Here is a 19,468-nt window from a genome sequence, read left to right on the forward strand (position 1 = left end):
TCGCTTTTAGCCTATCGGACACGTCACACCGGTGCCTTTTAAGCCGCAGTAGCCATTGGGGTTTTTATCGAGATACTGCTGATGGTAAGCCTCTGCATAATAAAACGCTTCAAGCGGTTTTATTTCGGTAGTGATTTGCCCTTTGCCTGCCTTGTCAAGCGCCTGCTGAAATGCGGACGCGCTTTGTTCAGCGGCTGCTTGCTGAGCCTCGTTGGTGGTGAAAATAGCCGAACGATACTGCGATCCAATATCGTTGCCCTGGCGATTTCCCTGGGTAGGATCGTGCTGTTCCCAGAACACCTGTAGCAGCGATTCCAGATCGACCTGCTTAGGATCGTAGACCACTCTCACCACCTCGGTGTGACCGGTACGCCCTGTGCAGGTCTCATCATAGGTGGGGTTGGGCGTTTCACCGCCGGCATAACCTGCCGCGGTCACATAGACGCCGGGCAATTGCCAAAACAGACGTTCAACGCCCCAGAAGCAGCCCATCCCCAGCACAATCTCTTCATGGCCCTCTGGAAACGGAGGGCGCAATGAATGCCCGCTGATGGAGTGAACATCGCTGGTCTCTATAGGGGTATCACGGCCAGGCAGTACACGACTGGTACTTGAAGAAGAAAATAGCGACATATCGCCCTCACTCATTGCTGCTGTAAGATTTTTGGGTCACCGGAACGGGTAAAGGTGTAGATCAAGTCCACCGCCTGATTGGTACCCGATACGGCCTGAAGATAAAGATTACGCCACAGCGTATAGCGTAGTGTTAGTTCTGCAATCGGCGAGAAAATTCCCACGCCGTAACTAATCCTAAGGTCGTCGGTCAGTTGGCCACTGACGGCGACTTGGCTGTCATCGCCTGCGCCGGTGGTATCCAGTGTTAAGTCGTCAATGCCGAAAGCCTCGCCAATCGAGCCCACTGCGCCACCGGTGCGTCCTAACGACATACCAATCAACGCCGTGGTCAGTGCGCTATCCACCCCACCGCCAGAGGCATCCGGAGCGCGGCCCCGTAGTAGATATGAAAGTGCACGTGCTTCATTCATCGCTGGTTCAGAAAAGATCTGTACATTGGGGGCTTCGGCACTACCGGTGACACGCAGGCCAGCAGTAACGTCATCTTCAGTGACATCGGGATGACGGATGGCCTCAAAGTCGAGGGTAGGTAGCCCGGGGGGGCCGCTAAACAGTAGTTCACCGCGGCGAATGACCAAGTCTTGACCGAACGCCTGGAAGCGCCCATCAACTAAATTGACATCGCCAAATAGCTGTAATGCACCGCCACCCTGACGAATTTCTAACGAGCCTCCCAATCCGGACTCTAAGCCGTAGGCCGATATCTGCATATCACTGCCCAGCGTTAGCGTTACTAGCACATCAAGGGCCATGCCGGTAGCGGCAAGTTCATCTGCAGCGCTAGGCTCATCACCATTGGCGGCAGCACGCCGTGCCTCAATTTCTGCCTGCCGATCGTCGCGCTCGGTGATAATCACTTCATCACCGCTAGGCGTAACGGCCGACGACGGCATATCGCCAATTTCAAGTCTTGCCCAGGGCAAGTTGATATCTCCCCTTACTTGTAATGTCTCTGGGGTCACACGAACTCGAATATCAGGCGCAGCTTCTAGACGACCAAACTGTGGCAATACGATCAGAATAGGCTCTTGAACAGCATTTAGATCGACGCCAATGCGCCAATCGTCACCGCTTGGCCAGTAAGCATCACCGGTGATTTCCAAACGCCCGCGTTCGGCCGCCAGATAACCGTCAATATCGCCCTGCTCACCGTCAAAGGAGACCAGCAACTCACCATCTTGTACGTCAACGGGAATATCAGGACCATTAACACGAATACCACGTAACCCAAGCTGGCCCTGTAAACCGGGCTGAGCGGTAGTGCCCGAAATTTGCACACTACCTGTCAGATCCCCTTCCAATTGCTCCATCCCGACGAGCATAGGGCGATAAGGTTGCAGTGAAACATCGTTTGCACGCAGCTCCCCATCTAGCTCGCCTGCCCCTAGTGGGTCATTGATCGATAAATCCAGGTTTAGATCGCCTGCCTCGGCAAGGGACAGCGTTACATTGGCATCCGCTTGTGCTTGGTTAGCCTCAATCTGGGCGTCTAAATTGATTTCTGGCAGTTGCACGGGCTGACCATAATCATTGATGGCAGTGACTGCGAGTTCACTTAGCACCTGAAGATTTGCCTGCCACTGTGCACCGCCCTGACGCCAATTAACGTTAAGATCCGCCGTTGTGTCGCCTTCTAACTGCCACTCTTCGGGTAAAAAAGGCTCCAGCATTTCCATAGGCACTTCACGTAATGAAAGCACGGCGCTGCCCTGTTGAGCAGAAGCATTTATTTCCTCTTCAGAACAAACCAGACCGCCCTGCTCACGGCGTAGGCAGAAGGGTGAAAGGTTCGCCTGACCGCTCGCCAAGTTGTAACGAAGATCCAAGGGTGCTTCAAGGCGAATATCGCCCGCTTCGGAAACGATTTCCAGTGGCGTTATCCGAGCCTGATACAATTGATTCGGCTGATCAAAACGCCCATCAAGGGCGAGTTGCGCGCGACTAAGGGCGAGTTGCGCGCGACTTAATACGTTGTTGTCCGTACCCTGGGCATTAAGCTCAAGACGATGCTCTGAGAAACGCCCGGCTAAATTTACGTTCATGGTAGACAGCGCTTGGCCACCGCCATTGACGTTTTGCAGTGCCAGTTGCACATCAAGGGCAGGATCATCGATTCCCTGCACATCGGCATTTAGCGTGAGCTGTGCAATGCGATTTTCGCCGAAACGCACGTCATCGCCTTGTAAATCAGCCAGCAATTGCGGCTGATCAAAACTACCGCTAGCTGCCAGCGTTCCCACAATGTTGCCCGCCAGATCCGGCGAGAGGGTTTGCAGCTGGCGTAGCGCAATGTCGGCATTTAATGACATCGCCTGTTCGCTGATTTGGCCTGCCGCTTCCAACCGATTATCCCCCTGGGTAAACAGCAGCTGTTTAATATCCAGCTCCATACTGCTGTTGGCGTCCAGAGCTGCCTGCAGTGTTAGGGGGTAGTCGCGCAGGACACCATCAATCGACACGTTGGGTACGCTGACAGCCCACACGGCACCTTGCGGGCTCTCTTGCTGGAACAAGGAAAACTCAATATCGCCATTCAGACTGCCGTCTAACTGCTCCACGAAGTGAGAGGGGTCGAACTGATCCAAACGGATACTCGCATTCACCTGCAAGGGAGCTAACCAGCTAACGGTGCCTTCACTGCGCAGGGAGCTTTCGCCTACGGCCAGGTTAAGCGGCTGCCAGCTAAAGTGTTCAAGGTCGCCCTCACCGCTGACGTTAATCTGGGTACGCGGCACGCTGGGGCCTTCAACGGCCATCGCGAGCTGAGCGCTATACTCACTCAGGTTTCCGGTCACCTGTAGATCCAGCTCATCGACCACATAAGGGTTGGTGACCCCATCGCCGTCGGCTTGCGCCGTTCCTTCAACGGCGAGCGGCCACTGGACCCGGTCACTTTGTAACTGCACTTGAAATGGCAGCGTGGGGGCCAGCGCGTCTACTTGGCCATTTAACGACGCGTTTACCGCGCCGGATGCCTCCAGCTGGGCTTCAAGGGCATCGAGTGGGCCAGACAGCGTTAACGTCAAGGTCTCGCCATCCAGCTCAGGAAACCTCTCAGCTAAAAAAAGTTCTACGTTCAAACGAGCTTCAAGTGGGTAACTGTCGCTTAAAGTCGCCTTTGCGGTTAATTCAGCCTCGACGTCTGGCGTAACGACAGCAAGCTCGGTTAACTCAACGCGGTCGCCCTCGGTCATCAGTTCAAGCTGAAGGCGTTCAACTTGATACTCAGTGGCGCCTTCCAGGCGAAAATCGTTAAGCGTAAATTCGGGTATTTGAATATCCACCGGCAAGGTAATGTCAGGTAATTCCAACCGTTCTCGTGTTTCTAACTGCTCTTCTAGAGACTCTACTGCCAGTACGGCCTCGTCTTGCGGTTCGCGGAGCAATATAGCGGCATCGATAGCCTCAGCAGAAAGTGGTGTTTCAGTGGCTTGCGTTAGTAACACGCCTTCTGATGGCGGCAAATAAAGGCGAGGTTGCTCCAAGTGGGTCGGCTCAAGTCGCACTTGATTGCCTTCAGCAACAGCCGCTGAGCTTAACGAGCGCCATGCGACCTCGGTGCCGTCGGCAAGGCGTAGGCTGACATCGTCAAGCTGTAGCGAACGTAGCTCGATCGGGAAGGGAAAACGAATAGCGAGTGGCGACCCCTCCTCTTCTGGCGGCGGCTCCTGTTCGCCCGATGCGCCTAAACGAACATTAGCGCCTACCACGCGGAGCGTGTCGATGCATAACCGGCCCGACATGACGCAGTCATCCGCCCACGCAAGCTCAAATTCATCCACGGTGATACGGGTTTCACCCAGCTGCAGTTGGAAATCATCGATCAGAAAATGATCAAGCAGCCCACCTTCATGGCCTGCATAGGTGAATAAGTCTCGCTGCTCCCCCTGCGAGAGCAATACACCAGTGCCCCAAGGCGATAACGCTACCCCAACAAGCAGCGCCGTAATCCCAAACAGCCAAATTGGCAATACGATAATCAGGCGCAAAAGGCTCCATAATAGAAGCCAGGTACGGTATTTGGGTGATAGTCGCTGGCGCTTATCAGACGTCGCTGTTTCAACCTGAGACAAATCTCTCTCCTAGAATTCCGGTCCAATGGAAAAGTGCAAACGCCAAGCGTCTTCGTGGTCAAAAGGATGTGCGATATCAAAGCGAATTGGTCCGACCGGTGAAACCCAGCGCACCCCGGCGCCGGCGCCTGTTTTCAAATCGTTAGGTCCCCAGTTGTCAAACGCATCGCCATTGTCCACGAAGGTGGCTGCCCACCAACCCCCAGTGACACGCCGTTGATACTCAAGGGTTGAGGTCAGCAATTGTTGGCCGCCCCGGAGCCGCCCTTCTTCATTGCGTGGCGAAAGGCTTTCATAGGAGTAGCCGCGCACACTGCGGTCGCCACCGGCAAAAAAGCGTAACGAAGGTGGGATTTTGGCAAAGTCATTGGTTTCGATGGCGCCTAAGCTAACCCGCGCCAAGAAGCGGTTATCATTGCCGATAGTGCGAATCCATTCCGTATCGGCCGTAACGCGTGTGAACTGTGCATCTGACCCCCAAACCTTATCCGAGTACTCTAAAGAGAGCTGCTGACGGTCGCCCCATAATGGAAAGCGCTGAGGGCGTGTCCGGGTTCGCGACCACTGAATACCAGGATAAAACAGCCATACTTGATCGGCTTCGCCCCCCTGTTCGAAGTCTTCATAAGTAGTACGGAAGTACAGAGTTTGAACCCAATCGTTATCAAACTCCCAGCGACGAGCCACTTCAACGGTGCCTTCTAATGATTGGGTATCACTATCGTCAATATTACGGATACCGTATTGCAGCTGGTAGCTATCGCGCAGCGGGTCTTCTAGCGGAACGTTATATACCCCGGTAAACCGCTGCTCCGGGGAGGATAAATAGAGGTCGTGGTCAAGACTATGACCATAACGATTGATCCATGGTTGTTCCCAACCAAAACGCAGACGGGGCCCCACATCGGTAGCGTAGCCAATGCCGACTTCAAACTGGTGGCGATCAGCAGGCTCCACACTGACATCAATAGGTAACTGCGTATCACTGGGCTTATTAATGCTTAGTGCACTGGTTAAAGCTGCGCCGGTGACTCGTGGGCGCTCTGGCTGGGAAGCAGTCGCCTCGCTCCACCAGGCGTCTCCACCACCAGGCGGAGAAACCACCAGCTCTTGCGCTGTTTCAAGTCTCGGCCGCACTGACACTGAGCTAAACCAGCCGGTTTCTGCAAGTGATTGGTTATAGTCAGCTAGTGTTTGCGCTAGATAGGGATCGCCTCTTTCAAACGGCTGTATACGGAGTAATCGGTCGATCTCTATGTGGCTACCCGTTATTGAAGTCTGTCCAAACTGGTAGCGGGGGCCGCTGTCAAAATCCATATAGAGGCGCGCACTTTGTAAATACGGACGGACTTCCATACGCCGATCCGTAAAGCCCCAGTCAAAGTAACCGCGCTCGATAGCCAAACCAGAAAATTGACCACGCAGCCGCTCCCACGGGGCATGCCGCAGTGCGTCACCCTCTTCTAGCGGGAAGTCTTCTACTGCTTGTTGAAACGGTGGGTCGTTACTGGCATCGCCTTCGACATTAATTGATAAAATTTCAATTTCAATTTGAGGCCCTGGCTCAATCTCAAGCGATACAAGCTCATTGTCGGTGTGCTCAAAAGTAATATCAGGCTCATAATACCCATACACACGCATGGCTTCTTCAGTACGTTGACGAACCTCACCTTCTAAACGCGCTTCGGTGTATTGCTCAGCCTCTACGTTCTGTAGATAGGCTTGAATATTACTTTCGACTTCATCGGAAACACCCGTGATGCTCGCCTCTAACGCCCATACCCCATGTGATGCATAAAATAGTGGTAGCACTACCAACACTGTGCGACCGGTGGCTGAAGTCCATCGCCGTTGTCTTCCCATACATTTTTATCCTAACCTAAATCAGCGGCTTCATTATCTAGTCATTTCAAAGGCTTATAGAATATTCTTCGGCACTAGAACGCATCAACGCGATACAACTATCCTGACTACCTTTTAACGTAGCATTTCTAACTGGGCACTAAAGGCAAGCTGTGCCTGACGGACTTGTCGAACATCACTCTCTAGCGAATTCAATCGTTGCGACCATTCCTGCTCTAATGCCGCCAGAGCATCTTGATCCGGTGACACTTCAACCTCAGCAACAGAAGCCTCCAGCTCATCAAAGCGCGACTCAATGGCATTTCTTTGCGCTGATAACTGCTCGTCCCAATCACTACTAATGTTACTGATCTGACTATCCAGTACGGACAGGCGTTGTTCGGTCAGTTGCTCAAGGTGGGACACTTCCTCAATCAAGTTTTGCCGTCCTGAGGTTCCAGCCTGTTCCAGGGCATTCAATGATTCCCGCATCGCCAACAGTTGACTGTCGCGCAACTCTGCTTGCTCATTAAGCTGGTTCAGCTGCTGCAGCAACGAATTGATCGAATCACTAGAGGCCATGTCCTCATTCATTGTTAGCAGACTGTACAACTCTTCGCGAGTATCGGTCAGCGCAATGGTCAGCTGCTCTTGCTCTTGAAAAAGCGTCGACATCTGAGCTTGTACAAAGGTTATCGCATCTTGTACATCGGTGTCATCCGAATCCAAGCGAGCATGAACATTGGACACTTCGCCGCTTACCCGATGTAACTCATTTAACAGTCGTTCACGTTCGTACCAAAGTCCAGCCGCCGCCGCACCCAATAGGGCAATGATTAATAACAAGAATAGCCATAGCGGCCACAAAGTAGGCCCCTTTCGGTGGCGCAAATGCTGCGCCGTCAAGCTTTGATCCACATCGGGTACGATACGAGAGGATGCAGTGGCGTCTGGCATAACAGTTCCTCAGAGAGTCTTCGGGTCAGCACGACGGCCTATCCCGCGATACATTAATCCACAGCTGGCAACAAATTCAGGATCGTAAATATTGCGTCCATCTAATACGAGCTTAGCGTTTAATAACGAGCCCAGCCGATGCCAGTCTGGGTTCCAATAGGTTTTCCATTCCGTTACCAACATCAGTACATCGGCGCCTTCACAGGCTTGGTAGGGGTCATGAGTAAAGGTGCGTAAATCTTCGCGCTCGCCTACCAGAGCATGGAGAGCTGGTACGGCGGCAGGGTCGTGTAGCTGAACCTTAACTCCCTGCGCCCAAAGTGCTTCAAGCAGTGTTAATACGGGCGCGTGGTCAATGCGTGCAGTGCCGGGCTTGAACGCAGCTCCCCAAATCGCCACGGTTTTTCCGGCCATTTCGCCGGAAAAATGGGACCACAGCTTGCGGAACAGCGTCTCTTTTTTCTGTTCGTTAATATCCATTACCTGCTCAAGCAGCGCTGAATACCGGCCACTCTGCAGTTGCACATCGGCCAAGCGAATCAAATCGCGGGAAAAGTTAGGGCCTCCAAAACCGCACCCAGGGTACAGGTACTCAAACCCGATACGCGAATCGGCCCCCATCCCCTGGCGGACATGTTCGACGTCCACGCCTAGAGTATCAGCCAAACCGGCGATTTCATTCATATAACTGATACGCGTGGCTAACATGCCGTTAATGGCCAGCTTAGTTAACTCCGCAGCGCGGCGAGGCATACACTGAAACACTTCGCTACGCCGATTAAAGGCGCGTAATAGCTCTCTGGTAACTTGCTCTCCTGTCGCATCATCGCAGCCTAGCAAGCGCCGGGTTGGGCGTGTGAAAGAGTCCCATGCACGACCTTCTTCTAACGTATCGGGCAGTGCCACACTGGAGTGCTGAGCCCCCATTAACGTATGCAGGCGTTCGGTCTCGCCTACCGGAAACGTTGAGTTATTGATCAGCACGATGCCTTGCTGATCCGCTAATAACGGGTTCTCAAGTAGTGCTCTCGCCTCTGAGCGTTGACTAGGTGACAAGCCCAGCCAAATCACTTCTGGAGTAGCAGCATCTTTAAGTTGCTCAATGACCTGCAGCGTACCCTCTGCCAAGCCCTGCTCAAGATGGGTCATTAAATGAGGTTCGCTGCGTAACCAATCAACCTGTGACAGTGCTGACCAAGGCGCATCCGCATGGGGCAACCACTGAACCTGATGTCCCACCCAAGCCAACGCAGCGGCTGCCGTCGCTGCACTTAATTCGCTACCGTAAAGTAACACCCGCATACATTACGCTCCCTGGTGGTAACGTGATAGCAAGGTTTGAAAAGCTTCTCCAAACTCTGGGTGACGGCGCGCATAGGCGAGCGTGGCTTCAAGATAACCCAATGGATGGCCACAATCGTAGGTGATACCTTGCATGCGATATGCCTGAACACCGGACTGTCCGCGCAGCGTCTCCAGCGCATCGGTCAGCTGAATTTCGCCACCGGCACCGGGCGCTGTTTTTTCCAGTATTGAGAAAATGCTGCCTGGTAACGCATATCGACCTATTACCGCTAGATTTGAAGGGGCAGCATCTCGCTTAGGTTTTTCCACCATGCCAGCTAAATCTGCTGACTCATTTGCCGCGGGCACATCACCGGCGGGTGCCACAATGCCATATTTCTCTACCTGCTCCCACGCCACCTCTTCTACCATCAGCTGCGCTGTTTTATGTTGATCAAACGCCGCCAACATGCCGGCCAAATCGGTTGCAGCATTGGCGCTGTTATCTACCAACACATCGGGCAGCAGGACTGCAAACGGTTCGTCGTCGCCAATGATCGGACGAGCACAAAGCACGGCGTGTCCAAGCCCTAACGGAACGCCCTGTCGAATGCTGATGATATTGACGTCATCAGGAACCAAATCACGTAACACCTTCAATAATTCATGCTTGCCCTTTTTTTCGAGGCTAGATTCCAGTTCAGCATGGGTATCGAAGTGATTTTCGATAGCGCTTTTATTGCTGCTGGTGACCAATACAATTTCGCGAATGCCAGCAGCAATCGCCTCTTCGACAACGTACTGAATGACTGGCCTATCGACAATCGTAATCATCTCCTTGGGAATTGCTTTTGACGCTGGCAAGCAGCGGGTACCAAACCCAGCAACAGGAAGTACAGCTTTACGAATCATAGAGAGGTCCTTTTCATGCGTTCCGACACAGGAGTGGTTAGAATGTCCATAATACTGAAGGCGTGAGTGGATACCACCTCGCCAATGGCGATAACGAGTGCGAATAGGCAATTACCAGTCATTAGTCGCCAACGTTTATCGCTCAATGCTTTATGACAACGGGAGCCACAATATGCAAGCGACACCACAGGATAGCACTGCTGATCATACTCAAGGCAATGTCGATGCAGCGGAAGTTGCCAAATTTGAAGCACTTGCTAGCCGCTGGTGGGATACTCAGGGCGAATTTAAACCGCTTCACGATATCAACCCTCTTCGTCTTGATTTTATTGATGCACGTGCGGGTTTAGCGGGTAAAAAGGTGCTTGATGTAGGCTGCGGCGGCGGTATTTTAAGCGAATCCATGGCCAACCGCGGTGCTACAGTTACCGGTATCGACCTTGGTGAAGCGCCTTTGGCGGTAGCTCGACTACACGCAGAAGAGCGTGGCGTTCAGATTGATTATCAGCATATCAGCGTGGAAACCATGGCCGTTCAAAAGCCGGGGTTTTATGATGTTGTCACCTGTATGGAGATGCTAGAACACGTACCCGACCCTGCCTCCGTCATTCGTGCCTGCAGCACTCTTGTTCGCCCGGGGGGGTATGTATTTTTCTCCACGCTTAATCGCACTCCCAAGTCATATGCGTTCGCCATTTTAGGCGCCGAGTACGTACTTAGACTGCTGCCTAGGGGGACACACAATTACGCAAAATTTATTCGCCCTTCTGAAATGGCGGCTTGGTCGCGTGCCAGTGGCTTAGAAGTACGTGAACAGACAGGGCTGACGTACAATCCGCTTACGCGTCACTATCGCTTAGTCAGCCATGATGTATCAGTCAATTACATGATGTACTGCCGTAAGGTGAGCGATTAAATGCCGATGCAAGCACCTCAAGCAATACTTTTCGACCTGGACGGAACGTTGGTAGATACGGCCCCCGATTTGGCAGAAGCGACCAATGCACTGCGTGCTCACCATGGGTTAGCGCCGCTACCCTTTGAGGTAATTCGCCGCCAAGTCTCTAATGGCGGCAGTGCGCTGGTTACGCTAGCGCTGGGCTTAGAGGCCTCTGCTGATGGACACAATCAAGCACGCCAGTTTCTGCTTGATGCTTATGAGCAAGCCGTAGCGGTACACAGCCGGGTTTTCTCGCCGCTTGATGTGTGGCTACAAGAGTGGCACGGCGATCAGCGGCCTTGGGGGATTGTCACCAACAAACCGCGCCGCTATACCTTGCCGCTACTAGAAGCTCTGCTGCTGCAGCCTGGCGCACTGCTATGTGCGGATGATCTCAGCGTTAAAAAGCCAGCACCTGAACCGCTTTGGGAAGCTGCCCGCCGCCTTGGCGTTGACCCTAAACATTGCTGGTACATCGGTGACCATGTGCGTGATATGGAGGCCGCCGCCGCCGCCGGTATGACCGCTGTCGCGGTTGGCTATGGCTATATCAGCGAAGAGGATGACTACCAACAGTGGCCCGCTGATATTTGGTTTGAAGAGTGTGCGGCGCTGGTCGATGCCCTAGGCGAGTTCAAGCTCTAGACAAGCATGATGGCGGGCGGGCATCGACGCGTTTTTCAAAACAAACGGTTATGTACGGGGAGGTTGGGCATCTAGCTTTTGCCCGCTGGTGCCTGCGCTGTCTGGCCCCATTAGCCACAGGTAGGTCGGCATAATCTCTTCCGGCGTACGCAGTGTGAAGGGATCTTCGCCGGGAAACGCCGTACGTCGCATTTGGGTGCGTGTGGCGCCTGGGTTAAGTGAATTCACCCGAATATGTGACTGATTACTCAGCTCATCAGCCAATACGTCGACAAAGCCTTCAGTGGCAAATTTAGAGACGGAATAAGCCCCCCAGTAAGCACGCCCTTTCCGCCCAACTCTGGATGACGTGAAGATAATGGAGGCATCTTCAGACTGTTGCAGCAGGGGTAACAGTGCTTGAGTCATCCAGATAGGGCCATTGATATTAACCTGCATCACTTGTTGCCAAAGTTCAGGATTGTATTGCTCAAATGGCGTGATCCGGCCTAGCAAACCCGCGTTATGTAGCAGACCATCTAAGCGACCAAACTCTTTGTCCAGCGTTTCGGCCATATCATGAAAATCTTTGAGCGTGGCGCCTTCAAAATTGAGTGGAAAAATCGCAGGCTGAGGCCCGCCTGCCGCTTCTATTTCGTCGTAAACACGCTCTAATTTGGCAATGGTGCGCCCCAATAGAATCACGGTGGCCCCATGCTGCGCATAGCTTAATGCTGCCGCGCGGCCAATCCCGTCTCCTGCGCCGGTTACCAACACGATGCGATTTTCCAATAGGTTGGGCGCTGGTTGATAGTCGATCTTGCAGCTCATGCTGATTCCTTGAAACTATTCTTAGAAGCGATAAAGAGCAAAATTTAACTTGCTGATTGGCGTAAAAAATCACTGGCAAGGCCCGCGGCACTGCTTTGCGGGTAATCGTCACGCACTCGCTCAAGTAACTCACGGCTACGCTCCGCTTCGCCTTGACGCGCTTTCACTAAACCTAACTTATAGATCGCATCAGGTACTTTGCTGCTACCGCTATACTCGTCAATAACGCGGCTAAACGCTTGGTCAGCAGCGTCCAACTTGCCTTCAGCCGAATATAACTCACCCAGCCAATAGTGGCCATTGGCCGTTAAACTGGAATCAGGATGATCATTGACAAAGGCTTCAAACGCCGCGATAGCTTCCTCAAAACGGCGTGCTTGAACATGCGCAAAGGCCGCTTGGTAATCGGCTTGCACCTCTTCACTCACATTGCGAGTAGAGGGCGCGTTAACCACTTCCTCGGCCGCTTCAGGTTCAACCGCTGGGGTTGATTGCTCAATCTGCGTTGGCCCACTGCTCATCAGCCGGTCTTCAATATCGAGATACTGCTGCTGTGATTGACGACGCAGCTGCTCCAACTGGTGGCGCAACTCTTCAATCTGACCGCGCAGTTGTTGGATTTCCTGCTGATGCTCCTGTACCTGGTTAAATAACACCAGATTACCGCTGGAGGCTTCCTGACGCTGCGTCTGCTGATAGAAGCTGTTGCTGGAAGCGTCAGAGTTGGAAAGATCTTGGACGAGCGGCTGTTGAGCGACGGCCATTAAAGGCAATACGGACAGCGGGAGCGCTAAGGCTCCCGCACCGCACAGCCTCTCAACGTAACGCTTGAGACTGTGATTCATAATGACTCCGTAGACGTAAACGGCGTGCGATAAGCCGCACGCCGAATTCATCAGTGGTTAAGCATTCAATCGTTAAATGCTCAGTAATTAAATGCTCAATAGTTAAATACAACACGACGGTTCTGCGAGTAGGCGCTCTCGTCCTGACCATTAACGGCCGGACGCTCTTCACCATAGCTAACAACGCTCATTTGTGAAGGAGAGACACCCTGAATGTTCAGGAACCGCTCTACAGCATTAGCACGACGCTCACCCAACGCCATGTTGTATTCACGAGTTCCGCGCTCATCCGTATGCCCATGTAGAACCATCTGAGCACTCGGGTTGGCACGCAAGTAGCGTGCATGCGACATTACGACAGACTCATACTCGCTCTTGATCGTATCTCGGTCGTAATCGAAATAGATGGTGCGTACTTCTGGAATACGCGAATCAGCCTGCTGGCCCGAGCTAGAACCAGAGCCTGAGGAAGAACCATATTGACTTCCCGTACCTGTACCAGAGGTGCTGGAACCGGTAGTACTGCCATCCTGGCTACCGTACGAGTCACCGTCCTGGGTTCCGCCGGTGCTGGAACAGCCAGCGATTACCACGATAGATAGCGCTGCTGCTAATGAGCGAGCCAACGGTTTAAGTTGCATAATCAGACTCCTTGCCTGAAAACTAAAAATTTCGATGTAAATCAGTTGTGTCGATCAATTTAAGAAGGGTGACCAAGCTGGGTCACGTACATCGCCCTGTGCTGATGGCAGCCTAAAAGATGAGCGACCATCGGCAGAAACAGCACTTAGCACCCCACTGTTACCCTGTTGGGTAGCGAAGATTACCATGGTCCCGTTCGGCGCAACACTAGGAGATTCATCTCTTGTTGATTCACTTAAGATTACTAAGCGATCGCCGCTTAAATCTTGTCTTGCCACTTGGTAACCGCGGCTAGAGCGGTGGATCAAGAATATCTGTTCCCCGTCTGGTGAGAAGCGTCCACGGGCATTGTAATTACCTGTATACGTCAAGCGTTCGGCTTCTCCACCGCCCATCGAGTACTGGTAAAGCTGGGGACCACCGCTGCGATCAGAGGTAAATAGCAAACTACGACCATCAGGTGCCCAAGCGGGCTCAGTGTCAATGCTGTTATTGTTGGTAATACGCTCTACGGAGCGGTTAGCCACATCCATAATATAAATTTCTGGCTGGCCGTCTTTGGAGAGAGACATCGCGATACGGCGACCATCTGGTGACCACGCTGGCGCGCCATTGATACCATCAAATGACGTTGCTTTTATCCGCTGGCCGGTTGCTACATCCTGAATATAGATAGCTGGGCGCTCAGTTTCAAACGAGACATAAGCAAGCTTGGTGCCATCCGGTGACCATGCGGGCGACATAATAGGTTCGTCAGAGGTCAATACCTGCTCACTGCGACGTCCATCGGCGTCGGCAACGTACAGGCCGAACTGCATGTTGTCTCCAACACCTTGTGCGGTGACATAGGCAATTTTAGTTGAAAACGCACCACGAATATCAGTAATCGCTTCAAAGATTTGGTCACTAATATAGTGAGCGGCACCGCGTAGGTCATTACCTCTCACCGTTACGGTTTCGCCAATCATCCGCCGCTGGCCGCTAATATCCATCAGCTCAAACTGTATTTCAAAACCGCCGCTGGTCTGTTCTGCCCTACCTACGACTAAGTAGCGTACGTCTAATGAACGCCAAGTATCGAATTGAACATCGTCAGATTGATTGGGCTGTTCAAACATCGCGCTACGCTCTAGCGGATCAAAATAGCCACTACGCTCAAGATCATCCTGGACAATCTGCGCAACATCTTCGGGCATCCCGTCTGAACCTGCGAACGGTACTACGCCAATAGGCAGTGCTTGATCGCTGCCTCGCGTGATTTCAATGGTTAAATTGGCACTCGCTACACTGCTGACTAGCAGCAGCACACAGAACAACCACACTTTGCTCAAGCTTTGCATCAGCGAACATCCCCCGGGGTAAATCGCAGATTAAACTGACGTAAATTACGCTGCTGATCGGCTGGTAAATCTCGCAATTCACCAAACGGTGCAGCATGTTCCACGGCCTGCATCACAGACCGGTCAAAAGCACTATCGCCGCTGGATGTCACGATCGATGTTGCCAATACTTCTCCAGACGGTCCTAGCCTCACTTGTAGGGTAGCACTCATCGAATCACTTGCACCGGCAGGAATCAACCACGCCTGCTCAACAGCGCGACGGACAATATTGATAAAGCTATTGGCTGCCTGCTCGGCCTGCTGAGCATTGGCCGCGGCTTCTGCTTCACCCGCCAGCTGTCGCTGCATGGCCTCCTCTGCGGCTTCTGCAGCCTGGCGTTGGCGCTCTGCTTCGGCTTCGCGCCGCTGCTGCTCTTCTACTTCACGTTGACGCTGAGTTTCCGCCTCTCGCGCTCGCTGAGCCGCCTCCTCTTCACGAAGCTGCTCTTCTTCTGCTTCACGCTGACGTTCGGCTTCTGCTTCTTCCTGGCGCTGCTGCTCTGCTGCTTCACGTTCACGTTCGGCCTCTTCCTCTTCACGGCGCTGCTGCTCTGCCGCTTCACGCGCACGTTCGGCTTCGGCCTCTTCCTGGCGTTGCTGCTCGGCAGCCTCTTGCTGACGCCGCGCCTCTTCGACTTCACGTTGACGCTCAGCAGCGGCTTCCGCCTCGGCCTTGCGTTCGGCAGCTTCAGCGGCTTGTTGCTCAGCCTGCTCTTCCACTTCTTGAGCCCGGCGTTCGGCCTCTGCTTCAGCTGCCTCTCGCGCGGCTTCTAATGCTTGCGCCTCCTCTTCGGCTGCCTGTCGGGCAGCTTCTTCGGCCGCTTGCTGTTCGGCGGCGGCTTGCTGTTCACTGGCCGACGGCTCTTCTGGTGCATCGGGCTCAGTAGGCGCTTCAGCCGGTGCATTCATCGCCGCCTGTTGTTCCGTTGCCTGCTGTGCCTGATCGGTAAACGTTTTCGTACTCACCAGCGTTGCCTGAACAATCGAAGAGCTATCGGGCTCCGCGTTGCGGGTCGGCAAACTGATTAAGCTAAACACGACAATCGAAATGTGCACAGCTATCGCCAGAACAGTCGGCCACTTATAGTCGACATCTTGAGGATCACGCGGTGAATTTACTGTCATGCGCGCGCGGCCCTTACCCATCTTGCGGCGGCTCAGAAAGCAGCCCCACGTTAGCCACACCAGCACCTTGTAACGTGCTCATCAAGACAACAATTTGTCCATAGGCCACATTGCGGTCACCACGCACCATTACTGGCGTGCCGGGACTTCGCTCTAAGATCGTGGTTACCCGCGCGGCCATCTCATCCAAAGAGACAGAGTTAGAGTCTTCTCCCAACGTGATGAAATATGCACCCTCGCTATCAACCGAAATGACAATGGGGTCATTATCTTCCTGCGTCTCTATAGGCTGAGAGGTAACTTGCGGCAATTCAACTTGTACGCCCTGGGTTAACATGGGCGCCGTAATCATAAACACAACGAGCAGTACCAACATGACGTCAATGAAAGGGACCACATTGATCTCCGCCATTGGCTTGCCTTTACCACTGCGATTGAAAGGTCCTTGCATGGCTGTCTCCCTTAACTCGCGCTTGGCTTGCCATCACGACCTTGTAAATTACGGTGCAGGATAGCGTGGAACTCCTCGGCAAAATCCTCATATTTACCGAGTAAGCGAGAAGATGTATTGGACAAGCGGTTATAAAAAATGACCGCCGGGATAGCCGCAAACAGACCCATGGCTGTTGCTATCAATGCTTCAGCAATCCAGGGAGCAACCGTTGCGAGCGTCGCCTGCTGGGTCAGTGACAGCGCTTGGAATGACCCCATGATGCCCCATACGGTACCGAAAAGGCCGATATAAGGGCTGGCAGAAGCAACCGTCGCCAGAAACACCAAGTGTTGGGTTAGACGATCTTCTTCACGCGACCAAGCAACGCGCATACTGCGTTGTACGCCTTCCAATACAGTATCCGCATCACGGGTTTTAGGCATTAAGCGGTTAAATTCGCGAAACCCTGCTTGAAAAATATGCTCGGCACCATGGCGTGGGTCATCAGCGGGGATTTCACGATAGAGTTCATTTAAGTCGACACCCGACCAAAAAGACTCCTCAAACTGGTTGTACTCTTGCTTGGCTCGACGCATTGCAATACTACGCTGAAAAATCACCACCCAAGAGAGGATTGACCCCACCAACAGTAGCAACATCACCAGCTGCACCACGGTGCTGGCATTCATTATTAAGTGGGGAATGGACATGGTGTTATCGTTCACAGGTGCCCTCATCAATCTATTAGGGTCGGTATTGCCGACGCAGTGAGTGACCTCTTGGTTAAGAGGCCCGTATCAAAATATTAAGTGATGCTGGCCATGCTTTAGGTCGCATACGTTCGACGCTCAAGCAGGCTATCTCGACTGTGGCAGAGCAGAGGAGTTCCTCATTACGCCAAACTTGCTGGTCAAATGTCATGCGACAACGCCCAATCTCCGTAACATGGGCACTGATTTCCAATGCGTCATCCAGACGAGCTGGTTTCGCATAGTGACAGGCCAAGCGGTATACCACTAGCTGTGTACCTTCGTCTAGCAGCGTTTGCTGATTAAGGCCTAAATGGCGCAGCCATTCACTCCGTGCACGTTCCATAAACTTCAAGTAGTTAACGTAGTAGACAATGCCGCCTGCGTCAGTATCTTCCATATAAACGCGCAGCGGCAGGCGATATCCTTTTTGCTTACTAGCGCTCACGGACGGCGCTCCCCTTCCATATCGGTTGCCTGTTCATGGGGTACTCGCTCAAAGTGCAGCCACGCTTGGCGGGTAACGACACGGCCACGCGGCGTGCGCATAATCAAGCCTTGTTGAATAAGATACGGCTCGATCACATCTTCAATGGTGTCGCGCTCTTCACTAATGGCAGCGGCAAGTGAATCAATGCCCACAGGGCCACCATCGAATTTTTCGATCATTGCCAGCAATAACCGGCGGTCCATGTGATCCAATCCATGATGATCAACGTTGAGCATATTAAGCGCGGCATCAGCCATGGCGACATCGACAACGCCGTCACCTTTCATTTCGGCGTAATCACGCACTCGACGCAATAGCCGGTTGGCAATTCGCGGCGTTCCACGTGAGCGCTTGGCCACCTCAACTGCCCCTTCATGACTGGTCTTAACGCCCATTAGGCGAGCCGATCGCGACACAATTTCGGTCAGCTCTTCGAGGTTATAAAACTCAAGCCGCTGAACAATACCGAAGCGGTCGCGCAGCGGTGAGGTCAGCAACCCTGCTCGGGTGGTCGCGCCCACCAGGGTAAAACGGGGCAAGTCCAGCTTGATAGAGCGCGCGGCCGGGCCCTCGCCAATCATGATATCCAGCTGGAAATCTTCCATGGCGGGGTAAAGCACTTCTTCGACGACGGGTGACAGGCGGTGAATCTCATCGATAAAAAGTACGTCGCCAGGCTCTAGATTCGTCAGCATGGCGGCGAGGTCCCCCGCCCGCTCTAGTACCGGGCCGGAAGTCGACTTCATGCCGACCCCCATTTCGGTGGCAATAATATGCGCGAGCGTCGTTTTACCTAGCCCAGGGGGGCCAAATACCAGGGTATGATCCAGGCTCTCTTCGCGCAGCCTTGCGGCGCCGATAAAAATTTCCAGCTGTTCACGCACACGCGGCTGGCCAATATAGTCATCCAACCGCTTAGGGCGAATAGCGTAGTCAATGCGCCCCTCTCCTTGTTCAGGTTCAGCGGCGATCAGCCGGTCGTGTTCTAGCATAGAGGCTCTTCTTTATGACGATTCAAATGCAATCTTTACCCACGTCTAACGCAGTCAAAGCCATCCACTTAGCCGCTCATACGTTGAGTCAGGGCAGCCTTAATCAGCGACTCGGTTGACTGATTGGGGTCGATATCGGCAAGCATTTTGGCTGCTTCAGTGAGTTTATAGCCCAAGCTGACTAACGCCGCTTCTGCATCGGCAAGGCTATCGCGAGAAGATGCTCGACCATTAGCGGCCTCAAGAGGCAGTAACGCATTGCTACCGTCTTCCCACTCAGGGAAGCGATCGCGCATTTCAATAATCAGCCGCTCAGCGGTTTTCTTACCCACACCTGGCAGGGTTGTCAGTGCTTTACTGTCATCGTCACGCACGCAGCGCATAAAGGCGTCTTCATCCATCCCCGACAAAATCGCTAAAGCAAGCTTAGGCCCTACACCGTTGACCTTAATCAAGGCTCGAAATAAGGCGCGCTCATGCTCTCTGCCGAAACCATACAGCAGATGGGCGTCGTCACGAATAGTGAGGTGGGTGAACAGAGAGGCATTTTCGCCGACGGCGGGAAGTGCCACCAGGGTATTCATTGACGTTTCCAGCTCATAGCCTACGCCATGTACGTCGATCACTATCCAAGGAGGTTGCTTTGCCAATAACTGGCCACTCAGACGTCCAATCATAAAATCGCTCACACTGGGGTGAATAACAAGAGAGT

The 19,468-nt window shown here is 53.1% G+C and carries 18 protein-coding genes; 2 read left to right on the forward strand and 16 right to left on the reverse strand.

The features are described from left to right. Positions 1 to 6 precede the first annotated feature (6 nt). The 6 genes from msrA to galU all read right to left on the reverse strand — a co-directional run bounded on the left by msrA (position 7) and on the right by galU (position 9,704). A complete protein-coding gene (msrA, locus tag KO116_RS11140; RefSeq protein ID WP_035558213.1) occupies positions 7 to 633 on the reverse strand; it encodes a peptide-methionine (S)-S-oxide reductase MsrA in 627 nt (208 codons plus the stop codon). 11 nt (positions 634 to 644) lie between these two features. Next, positions 645 to 4,709 carry an autotransporter assembly complex protein TamB gene (gene tamB, locus KO116_RS11145; RefSeq protein ID WP_052703758.1) on the reverse strand — a complete coding sequence of 1,355 codons (4,065 nt, stop codon included), beginning with the start codon at positions 4,707 to 4,709 and terminating at the stop codon, positions 645 to 647. 9 nt (positions 4,710 to 4,718) lie between these two features. Beyond that, positions 4,719 to 6,572, reverse strand: a complete 1,854-nt coding sequence (gene tamA, locus KO116_RS11150) for an autotransporter assembly complex protein TamA (protein WP_035558216.1) — start codon at positions 6,570 to 6,572, stop codon at positions 4,719 to 4,721. A gap of 114 nt (positions 6,573 to 6,686) precedes the next feature. Further along, a complete protein-coding gene (locus tag KO116_RS11155; protein ID WP_035558219.1) occupies positions 6,687 to 7,508 on the reverse strand; it encodes a hypothetical protein in 822 nt (273 codons plus the stop codon). A gap of 9 nt (positions 7,509 to 7,517) precedes the next feature. Further along, positions 7,518 to 8,810, reverse strand: coding sequence for a nucleotide sugar dehydrogenase (locus KO116_RS11160; RefSeq protein WP_035558222.1), 1,293 nt, complete (start codon positions 8,808 to 8,810; stop codon positions 7,518 to 7,520). A 3-nt stretch (positions 8,811 to 8,813) separates the two neighbouring features. Next, a complete protein-coding gene (gene galU, locus KO116_RS11165; RefSeq protein WP_035558225.1) occupies positions 8,814 to 9,704 on the reverse strand; it encodes a UTP--glucose-1-phosphate uridylyltransferase GalU in 891 nt (296 codons plus the stop codon). A gap of 172 nt (positions 9,705 to 9,876) precedes the next feature. On the opposite strand from galU, the gene ubiG reads away from it, so the two are divergent. Continuing rightward, positions 9,877 to 10,620 (forward strand): bifunctional 2-polyprenyl-6-hydroxyphenol methylase/3-demethylubiquinol 3-O-methyltransferase UbiG, encoded by a 744-nt coding sequence (gene ubiG / locus KO116_RS11170; protein ID WP_035558228.1) that lies wholly within the window; start codon positions 9,877 to 9,879, stop codon positions 10,618 to 10,620. Next, positions 10,621 to 11,289, forward strand: a complete 669-nt coding sequence (locus KO116_RS11175) for an HAD-IA family hydrolase (RefSeq protein ID WP_035558232.1) — start codon at positions 10,621 to 10,623, stop codon at positions 11,287 to 11,289. A gap of 48 nt (positions 11,290 to 11,337) precedes the next feature. Here KO116_RS11175 and KO116_RS11180 read toward each other — a convergent pair whose 3' ends face one another. The 10 genes from KO116_RS11180 to ruvA form a co-directional block, all read right to left on the reverse strand. Next, positions 11,338 to 12,099, reverse strand: coding sequence for a YciK family oxidoreductase (locus KO116_RS11180; protein WP_035558234.1), 762 nt, complete (start codon positions 12,097 to 12,099; stop codon positions 11,338 to 11,340). 44 nt (positions 12,100 to 12,143) lie between these two features. Next, positions 12,144 to 12,944 (reverse strand): tol-pal system protein YbgF, encoded by an 801-nt coding sequence (gene ybgF, locus KO116_RS11185; RefSeq protein ID WP_035558237.1) that lies wholly within the window; start codon positions 12,942 to 12,944, stop codon positions 12,144 to 12,146. A gap of 95 nt (positions 12,945 to 13,039) precedes the next feature. Beyond that, positions 13,040 to 13,585 (reverse strand): peptidoglycan-associated lipoprotein Pal, encoded by a 546-nt coding sequence (pal, locus tag KO116_RS11190; RefSeq protein ID WP_035558240.1) that lies wholly within the window; start codon positions 13,583 to 13,585, stop codon positions 13,040 to 13,042. A gap of 54 nt (positions 13,586 to 13,639) precedes the next feature. Beyond that, complete coding sequence (gene tolB, locus KO116_RS11195; protein WP_035558243.1) at positions 13,640 to 14,926, reverse strand: Tol-Pal system beta propeller repeat protein TolB; 1,287 nt, start codon at positions 14,924 to 14,926, stop codon at positions 13,640 to 13,642. After that, on the reverse strand, positions 14,926 to 16,092 hold the full coding sequence (tolA, locus tag KO116_RS11200; protein WP_035558740.1) for a cell envelope integrity protein TolA: 1,167 nt from the start codon (positions 16,090 to 16,092) through the stop codon (positions 14,926 to 14,928). The genes tolB and tolA overlap by 1 nt, the downstream gene beginning before the upstream one ends. 13 nt (positions 16,093 to 16,105) lie before the next feature. Next, positions 16,106 to 16,543 carry a protein TolR gene (tolR, locus tag KO116_RS11205; protein ID WP_035558246.1) on the reverse strand — a complete coding sequence of 146 codons (438 nt, stop codon included), beginning with the start codon at positions 16,541 to 16,543 and terminating at the stop codon, positions 16,106 to 16,108. 11 nt (positions 16,544 to 16,554) lie between these two features. After that, complete coding sequence (gene tolQ, locus KO116_RS11210; protein WP_008957981.1) at positions 16,555 to 17,250, reverse strand: protein TolQ; 696 nt, start codon at positions 17,248 to 17,250, stop codon at positions 16,555 to 16,557. 58 nt (positions 17,251 to 17,308) lie between these two features. Beyond that, positions 17,309 to 17,674: a tol-pal system-associated acyl-CoA thioesterase gene (gene ybgC / locus KO116_RS11215; RefSeq protein WP_045812260.1), complete on the reverse strand. Its 366-nt coding sequence runs from the start codon at positions 17,672 to 17,674 to the stop codon at positions 17,309 to 17,311. 44 nt (positions 17,675 to 17,718) lie between these two features. Beyond that, on the reverse strand, positions 17,719 to 18,756 hold the full coding sequence (gene ruvB, locus KO116_RS11220) for a Holliday junction branch migration DNA helicase RuvB (RefSeq protein WP_035558252.1): 1,038 nt from the start codon (positions 18,754 to 18,756) through the stop codon (positions 17,719 to 17,721). A gap of 68 nt (positions 18,757 to 18,824) precedes the next feature. Continuing rightward, the gene (ruvA, locus tag KO116_RS11225) at positions 18,825 to 19,433 is read right to left on the reverse strand and encodes a Holliday junction branch migration protein RuvA (protein WP_035558255.1); all 609 of its coding nucleotides are present in this window, start codon (positions 19,431 to 19,433) and stop codon (positions 18,825 to 18,827) included. Positions 19,434 to 19,468 lie beyond the last annotated feature (35 nt).

Origin of the sequence: Halomonas sp. KO116 (assembly GCF_000734975.2) — a bacterium.
Taxonomy (GTDB): Bacteria; Pseudomonadota; Gammaproteobacteria; order Pseudomonadales; family Halomonadaceae; genus Vreelandella; species Vreelandella glaciei.